Genomic DNA, 246 nt, shown 5'->3' on the forward strand with positions numbered 1-246 from the left:
TGCCGCGCAGGAAACCCGCTGTTTCGTCCGCTGGCAGCCCCAGATGCGACCTACCGGCCCCCGTCCGGGGTCGAGCGGCCGGCCCGTCTTCGAATGGGCCCAGCAGGGGGTCGAGCGCGGCGCCGCCCTCCATGTGCCGTCCGGCCGCTGCCTGGTCGCCGTCGCGGGGCGCGAGGACCGGCCGGTGATCCTCCAGGCCGCCAGGGACGGGATCGATGGAGCCCGCTGCACCGCCCTGCGCTACTT

Annotated in this window: 1 pseudogene; it reads left to right on the forward strand. The window is 75.2% G+C overall.

Annotated elements, in window-relative coordinates:
- Window positions 1–246 (forward strand): annotated as a pseudogene (locus KVT45_RS55495) (HEAT repeat domain-containing protein); the annotation flags it as partial.

This window comes from Streptomyces sp. GbtcB6 (assembly GCF_019091475.1).
Classification (GTDB): domain Bacteria; phylum Actinomycetota; class Actinomycetes; order Streptomycetales; family Streptomycetaceae; genus Streptomyces; species Streptomyces hyaluromycini.